The organism is Pseudoxanthomonas sp. LjRoot204_2 (assembly GCF_056175765.1).
The window spans coordinates 1-6,485 of record NZ_JBGFFG010000190.1; the positions used below are offsets into that span (position 1 = coordinate 1).

Below are 6,485 nucleotides of genomic sequence, written 5' to 3' on the forward strand. Positions count from 1 at the left end.
GCCGTGAACACCGCGACTTCGTCCACGCCGACGGCGCGGGCGCGGTCGTAGCCGGTTTCGTTCGGCACCAGCACCGGGTATGCCGTGCCCGGGCGTCGCTGGATGGCGGTGAAGACCTCGGCGGCGTCGGCCAGCTGCGGCACCCATTTCGGGCTGACGAAACTGGTCGCCTCGATGCTGGGCAGGCCGGTGCGCGACAGCCGGTCGATCAACTCCACCTTGTCCGCGGTGGCCACGAGGGTCTTCTCGTTCTGCAGGCCATCGCGTGGACCGACTTCGACGATGCGGACGAAATCCGCGGGGGCGGGCAGGGTGTCCATCACCGCTTCCCGTCCTTCGCACGGCGCATGCGCAGCGTCTTGTCGCGCCCGTCGAAGGCGTCGAACAGGGCGGGCTCGTCCGTCAGCAGCTTGCGAAGTTGCTCGGGCCTGCCTTCGAACACATACGTGCTGGCGTCGGCCTCGCGCGCCTTCAGCGAACCCTGCTGCACGCGTTGCATGATGTCCACCGTGTCGAGCATCGCGATCTGCAGCGTATCGTTGCGGATGCGGTATTTCAGCAGCGTGACGGCTCCGGGCGGCATGCCTTTCGGGATCGGTGGCGCGGCGGCCTTGCCGGTACCGAACAGGCCTTCCAGTTCGCGATAGCCGAGGGCGAGGTAACGCTGGCCGTCCAGTTCGAACCCGAGTGCGGTGAACTGCGGCGCATCGGTGCGCGCTTCGTCGTGCAGGCGCACGCGGCACGTGGCGTCGACGTCGGCGTAGTCGTCCTTGCCCAACGGCACCCGGTCCTGCGGGCTGTCCGGCAACGGGATCCAGCGACCGACCAGCGCCGGGTCGCAGGCGAGGGGCGCCGGCGGCTGTTCGAACATCACGCAGCCGCCCAGCGTGCAGGCCACCAGCAGCACGAAGGCGACACGCGACGATGACGGCCGGGCGAACCTCACTCGAGCGCCACCAGGACGGTATCGGCCTCGACGAAGTCGCCGGCGGCCACCCGCAGTTCCGCGACCACGCCGGCACGCGGCGCCTTGACGGCCAGCTCCATCTTCATAGCTTCCATCACCAGCAGTTCCTGTCCTGCTTCCACGTTGTCCCCCGCCTTCGCCTTGACGACCACCACGCGACCCGGCATCGGCGCAATGATGCGGCCGTCCCCGCCACTGTCGCCGCCGGACACGCGCCGGTACGCCGGCAGCGTCTCCAGCATGGCGCGGCGCTCCCCGTCGTGCAGGGTGACGCGGCTGCCGTGGCGGTGGACGCGGAAGCGCCGGGCCTCATCATGGATACGCAACTCGAGCAGCCYAGCGGTCAGGCGCGCCCCCTCCACCGGGTAGGTCGCTCCCTCGATATCCACGGCGTAGCGCCCCGCATGACCGTGGGCCAGCACGTCCCAGCGCTGGTCGCGGTGCAGGAAGGCCAGGGGTCGACGCCCGGCATGCCCCAGCCGCCAGCCGTCGGCGATGGCCCACGGCGAGCCGGGATCCGTGGAGATGGCGGCTGCACCGCGCGCCGACGCTTCCTGTTCCAGCAGCACGGCCACGGCCGCGCCCACCTGCAGGTCGTGCGCCAGCGTGGCGGCGGGCATGAACTCTTCCAAGTGACGGTCGAGGTAGCCGGTGTCGATGCGGCCCTCGACGACGGCCGGGTGGCGCGCCAGCCGTTCGAGGAAGCCGATGTTCGACTTCGGCCCCACCATGTCGCAGTCGGCCAGCGCATCGCGCAGGCGGGCAAGTGCGGTCGGCCGATCCTCGCCCCAGACGATCAGCTTGGCGATCATCGGATCGTAGAAGATGGTGACCAGGTCGCCTGCCACCACGCCGCCATCGATGCGCACGTGCGGCGACGGCGTCGGCAGCACCAGCGACTCCAGCCGTCCCGATCCCGGCAGGAAACCGGCTTCCGGATCCTCCGCATACAGGCGGACTTCGATGGCATGGCCCCGCTGCACGATGGCGTCCTGCGCCAGCGGCAACGGCTCGCCGGCCGCCACGCGCAGCTGCCATTCCACCAGGTCCAGCCCGGTGACCAGCTCGGTGACCGGATGCTCCACCTGCAGGCGCGTGTTGATCTCCATGAAATAGAACCGGCCGTCGGGATCGACGATGAATTCCACCGTGCCGGCGTTGGCGTAGTCGATGGCCTGCGCTGCCTTCACGGCGGCGTCGCCCATGGCGGTGCGCAGGGCAGGGGTCAGGAAGGGCGACGGCGATTCCTCCAGCACCTTCTGGTAGCGGCGCTGGGCGGAGCACTCGCGCTCGTTGAGGTGCAGCGTGTGGCCATGCGTGTCGGCGAACACCTGGATCTCGATGTGGCGCGGCGACTGCACGTAGCGCTCCAGCAGCACGCGGTCGCGGCCGAAGGCATTGGCGGCTTCGCGCTGGCAGCTTTCCAGTTGCGCGATGAAATCCTCCAGCCGGTGCACGACGCGCATGCCCTTGCCGCCGCCGCCGTGCGCCGCCTTGATCATCAGCGGAAAGCCGATGCGCGCGGCCTCGCGCGAGAGCGTGTTCGGCGACTGGTCCTCGCCGGTGTAGCCGGGCACGACCGGCACGCCGGCCGCCGCCATCAGCTCCTTTGCGCCGGCCTTGCTGCCCATCTTGCGCATGGACGCACCGGACGGGCCGATGAACGCCATGCCGGCGGCCACGACCGCATCGGCGAAGTCGGCGTTCTCCGACAGGAAGCCGTAGCCCGGATGGATGGCTTCGGCACCGGTCCGCTTCGCAGCCTCGATGATGGCGTCGCCCCGAAGGTAACTGTCGGCCGGACGCGGCCCGCCGATCAGTACCGCCTCGTCCGCCTGGCGGACGTGCTGAGCGTCGGCATCGGCCTCGGAGTAGACCGCCACGGTGCGGATGCCGAGCCGGCGGCAGGTGCGGACGACGCGGCAGGCGATTTCGCCACGGTTGGCGATCAGGATCTTGGAGAACATCAGGCTTCGGTATCCGCAGGCAAGTGGCACACCGCTTCGATGTTGTGCCCGTCCGGGTCGATGGCGAAGGCGCCGTAATAGGTGGGGTGGTAGTGGGCGCGCAGGCCTGGCGCGCCGTTGTCGCGTGCGCCGGCGGCCAGCGCCGCTTCGTGGAACGCATCGACCTGCGCGCGGCTGCCCGCGGTGAAGGCGATATGCGAGCCGCGACCGGGCGCACCGCTGCCCGTGCCAACCCAGAAATGCGGGCGACCCGGCGGGCCGAAACCGCAGCCCTGGTAACGACCGGTCATTTCGCGCGTCACCTCCATGACGACGCCATAGCCCAGCGGCGCGAGGACGCGCTCGTAGAACGCACGGCTGCGCGCGTAGTCCGCGACTTCGATTCCCAGATGGTCGATCATCGATTCAGTCCTTCGCCCAGCGCGGTGCACGCTTGTCGAGGAAGGCGGACAGGCCTTCCTGGCCTTCCTCCGAAACCCGCAGCGCGGCGATGAGGTCGGCATTGTCGGCATCCAGCCGGTCGCGGTCCACGCCGCCCGCAACGCGCGCCACCAGGCGTTTCGCAGACGCGGCCGCATGCGGGCCGGCCTTCAGCAGCCACGAGACCTGCCGCTCCACGGCGGCATCCAGCGCATCGGCGGCCACCACCTCGTGCAGCAGCCCGATCCGCAGCGCGGTGGCGGCATCGAAGATCTCAGCGGTGGCGAACCAGCGCCTGGCCTCGCGTGGCCCGATCGCCGCGATGACATACGGGGAGATCACCGCCGGCAGCAGGCCCAGCTTGCTTTCGGTGAGGCCGAACTTCGCCTCCGGTACACCAATGGCGATATCGCAGCAGGCCACCAGGCCGACGCCACCACCGAACGCAGCGCCCTGCACGCGCGCCACGGTGGGTTTCGGCAGCTCGTCCAACGTGCGCATCAGCCGGGCGAGGGCGAGGGCGTCGTCGCGGTTCTCCGCTTCGCTGGCCGAGGCCATGCCGCGCATCCAGTTCAGGTCGGCGCCGGCCGAAAAGGACGCGCCACTGCCTTCCAGTACCACCACCCTGACGGTGGCGTCGCGGGCGATCTGCTCCAGGGCCGCCGTCAGCGCGGCGATGAGGCCGGCGTCGAAAGCGTTGTGGAGGGTGGGGCGGTCCAGCCGCAGGCGCACCACGGCGCCGGTGCGGGTCACTGCCAGAGGGTGTATCTGCGGTGATACCGCCATGCCTGCCATTCCGTGCTGGGTCGCCGAATGATAGCGGCACAGTCCGTTGCGGCCGTCGTGCAGTGCGGCGGTGCTACAATGAGAACAATTCGCATTTGAGGGCTTTGCGTGATCCTGACCGAACTCCCCTGGCGCACCCCCGCCATCGTCGACGCCGTCGAGGACCACGGTCCGCAGGACACCATTGCCCGCCGCCTGCGCGAACTGGGCTTCGTCAACGGCGAGGAAGTCGAAGTGGTCGCGAAAGGTCCGTTCGGCGCCGAGCCGCTGCTCGTGCAGGTCGGGTTTACCCGGTTCGCACTGCGCCGTTCCGAAGCCGCGCGCGTGCGCCTGCGCAAAGGAGCCGCGACGTGAGCGCGTCCGAAGCATCGACGTTGCGGCTGGCGCTGGTCGGCAACCCGAACTGCGGCAAGACGGCGCTGTTCAACCAGTTGACCGGCAGCCGGCAGAAGGTGGCGAACTACGCCGGCGTGACGGTGGAGCGCAAGGAAGGGCGGCTGCATTCCGCCGGCTCCGGCCGCAGCTACGCGGTGCTGGACTTGCCGGGCGCGTACAGCCTGCACGCCGCCAGCCTGGACGAGGCGGTCACGCGCGATGTCTGCCGCGGCTTCTATCCCGGCGAATCCGCCCCCGATGTGCTGGTCTGTGTCGTGGATGCCACCAACCTGCGCCTGCACCTGCGCTTCGCGCTGGAAGTGCGTGAACTCGGCAAGCCGATGATCCTCGCGGTCAACATGATGGACGCCGCCCAGCGACGCGGGATCACCATCGACCTGGCGGCGTTGGAGCGGGAGCTCGGCGTGCCCGTGGTCGAAACGATCGCGGTCAGGCACGGTGGCGCGCGTGCGCTGGTGGATCGCATCGATGCGGTGGCCGCACATCCGCATGAGCCCCGCCTGCGCCTTGGGGAAGGTGCAGACCTGCACGCGGAAACGCGCCGCCTGCTATCGCTGGCGGTGAGCATGCCCACGCGCACGGGCAGGATCGAGGACGCGCTGGACCGCTGGCTGCTGCATCCGGTATTCGGGCTGCTGGCGCTGGCGGTGGTGATGTTCCTGATCTTCCAGGCGGTATACGCCTGGGCCACGCCGCTCATGGACCTGATCGAGGCGGGCAGTGGCGCGCTGGGTGCGTGGGTCGGCGGCTTGTTGCCGGAAGGTCCGCTCAACAGTCTGCTGGTCGACGGCGTCATTGCCGGTCTGGGCGGCGTGATCGTGTTCCTGCCGCAGATCCTGATCCTGTTCGCCTTCATCCTGGCGCTGGAAGAAAGCGGCTACCTGCCGCGTGCTGCGTTCCTGCTGGACCGGATGATGGCATCGGCCGGTCTGTCGGGACGTTCCTTCATCCCGCTGCTGTCGAGCTTCGCCTGCGCCATCCCGGGCATCATGGCGACGCGCAGCATCCAGGACCCGCGCGACCGCCTGGCCACGATCCTGGTCGCACCGCTGATGACCTGTTCGGCGCGCCTGCCGGTGTACGCGCTGCTGATCGGCGCGTTCATCCCGCAGAAGACCGTCTGGGGCGTCTTCAACCAGCAGGGTCTGGTGCTGTTCGGCCTGTATGCCGCCGGTATCGCCAGCGCATTGATCGTGTCGTGGGTGATGAAGAAGTGGCGCCGCGACAAGAGCGAGCATGCGCTGCTGCTGGAACTTCCGTCCTACCGCATCCCGCACCCACGCGACCTGATGATCGGCCTGTGGGAGCGCGCGATGATCTTCCTGAAGCGCGTCGGCGGCATCATCCTTGCCTTGACCATCCTGCTGTGGTTCCTCCTGAACTTCCCGGCGGCACCGGCCGACGCGGTGGGGCCGGCCATCGACTACAGCTTCGCGGGACGCATCGGCCATGCCATGGCCGTGTTCTTCGCGCCGCTGGGCTTCAACTGGCAGATCTGCATCGCGCTGATCCCCGGCCTGGCCGCGCGCGAAGTCGCGGTGTCCTCGCTGGCCACGATCTACGCACTCTCCGCCGCCGACGACGATGCCGCCATCCAGGCGCTGACGCCAGTGATCAGCGACGGCTGGTCGCTCGCGACCGCACTGTCGTTGCTGGTGTGGTTCATCTACGCCCCGATGTGCATTTCGACGTTGGCGACGATCAAGCGCGAGACCAACTCGTGGAAGCAGATGGGTTTCGCGACGTTCTACCTGTTCGCGCTGGCGTATCTGGCGTCGTTGGTGACGTACCAGCTCGCCCGTGCGCTGGGCGCCGGCTGACCATGGACCTCTCGCTCTCCCTGCAGTACGCCGTCATCGCCATGCTGGTGGTGGCCAGCGTGTGGGTGGTGCTGAAGAAGCAGTTCCCGGGGCCGTTGCGCAGGGCGCGGATCGCACTGGCGCTGCCCC

Annotated in this window: 7 protein-coding genes and 1 pseudogene; 3 read left to right on the plus strand and 5 right to left on the minus strand. The window is 69.0% G+C overall.

The features are described 5' to 3' along the window. From AC04L7_RS10375 to AC04L7_RS10395, 5 genes and pseudogenes are all read right to left on the minus strand, one after another. Nucleotides 1-320, minus strand: a pseudogene (locus AC04L7_RS10375) (hydroxymethylglutaryl-CoA lyase); the annotation flags it as partial. Continuing rightward, on the minus strand, nucleotides 320-946 hold the full coding sequence (locus tag AC04L7_RS10380) for a hypothetical protein (RefSeq protein WP_435998045.1): 627 nt from the start codon (nucleotides 944-946) through the stop codon (nucleotides 320-322). The gene AC04L7_RS10380 and the pseudogene AC04L7_RS10375, both read right to left, overlap by 1 nt. Continuing rightward, nucleotides 943-2,934: an acetyl/propionyl/methylcrotonyl-CoA carboxylase subunit alpha gene (locus AC04L7_RS10385; protein ID WP_475512949.1), complete on the minus strand. Its 1,992-nt coding sequence runs from the start codon at nucleotides 2,932-2,934 to the stop codon at nucleotides 943-945. Before AC04L7_RS10385 ends, AC04L7_RS10380 begins: the two co-directional genes overlap by 4 nt. Continuing rightward, on the minus strand, nucleotides 2,934-3,335 hold the full coding sequence (locus tag AC04L7_RS10390) for a VOC family protein (RefSeq protein ID WP_435998049.1): 402 nt from the start codon (nucleotides 3,333-3,335) through the stop codon (nucleotides 2,934-2,936). Before AC04L7_RS10390 ends, AC04L7_RS10385 begins: the two co-directional genes overlap by 1 nt. Before the next feature lie 4 nt (nucleotides 3,336-3,339). After that, nucleotides 3,340-4,140, minus strand: coding sequence for an enoyl-CoA hydratase-related protein (locus tag AC04L7_RS10395; RefSeq protein WP_435998051.1), 801 nt, complete (start codon nucleotides 4,138-4,140; stop codon nucleotides 3,340-3,342). A 108-nt stretch (nucleotides 4,141-4,248) separates the two neighbouring features. Between AC04L7_RS10395 and AC04L7_RS10400 the strand changes: the two genes are divergently transcribed. The 3 genes from AC04L7_RS10400 to AC04L7_RS10410 all read left to right on the plus strand — a co-directional run. Next, entirely contained in the window at nucleotides 4,249-4,494 is a 246-nt protein-coding gene (locus AC04L7_RS10400) for a FeoA family protein (protein WP_296278326.1), read from the plus strand. Further along, nucleotides 4,491-6,356 carry a ferrous iron transporter B gene (feoB, locus tag AC04L7_RS10405; protein ID WP_435998054.1) on the plus strand — a complete coding sequence of 622 codons (1,866 nt, stop codon included), beginning with the start codon at nucleotides 4,491-4,493 and terminating at the stop codon, nucleotides 6,354-6,356. The genes AC04L7_RS10400 and feoB overlap by 4 nt, the downstream gene beginning before the upstream one ends. 2 nt (nucleotides 6,357-6,358) lie before the next feature. Beyond that, the coding region (locus AC04L7_RS10410; RefSeq protein ID WP_475512950.1) for a DUF6587 family protein at nucleotides 6,359-6,485 on the plus strand (127 nt) is incomplete at its 3' end.

Coding starts and splice junctions, on each gene's coding strand:
- AC04L7_RS10390 (WP_435998049.1), bottom strand. CDS start 3,335: ATGATCGACCATCTGGGAATCGAAGTCGCGGACTACGCGCGCAGCCGT.
- AC04L7_RS10395 (WP_435998051.1), bottom strand. CDS start 4,140: ATGGCGGTATCACCGCAGATACACCCTCTGGCAGTGACCCGCACCGGC.